The 513-nt window shown below is 69.4% G+C and carries 1 protein-coding gene; it reads left to right on the top strand.

Features of this window, described 5'->3' with window-relative positions; all coding sequences use genetic code 11:
* Nucleotides 1-21 precede the first annotated feature (21 nt).
* Nucleotides 22-513: D-(-)-3-hydroxybutyrate oligomer hydrolase (locus tag B2J89_RS21635; RefSeq protein ID WP_240965115.1), on the top strand; the 492-nt coding region annotated here is incomplete at its 3' end.

Consider the following 513-nt stretch of genomic DNA (forward strand, 5'->3'; position numbering starts at 1 on the left):
TCAGTGAAAAAAGGAGACATCATGAAAGTGAATCTGCAGGACAAGCGGGCCCTGAAAGTGGCCTTGACCGCGTTGGCAGGGGCCGTCCTGGCCGCGTGCGGGGGCGGATCGTCCGGCCCGACCAACGACCTTCCCAAGGGCGTGACGCAGGTGAGCGCCACGGCGTACCCTGCGACCACGGTGGGCACGGGCAGCACCGCCGCCACCCAGGACCTGCTGACCGGAGGCATCGGCAAGTCCGGGCTGGGAGCGGCCGCTGCGCCCGCCTATGCCGATCCCGCGAATCCCACGGCGGCGGAACTGCGCCGCAACGCGCTGTATTCCAACTACCGCGGCATCCTCGACCCATCGGTGGGCGGCGGCTACGGCACGCTGTACGGGCCCAATGTCACCGCCGCGGGCGCGGTCACGGCCAGCGAGGGTTTGATTCCCGGGCGTGAGTACGTGGGCGTGCTCGACGATGGCTCGGGCCGCAAGCGCACCGTGATCGCGGTGCAGGTGCCCGACAGCTTC

The sequence above is a fragment of the Acidovorax sp. SRB_24 genome, assembly GCF_012931925.1.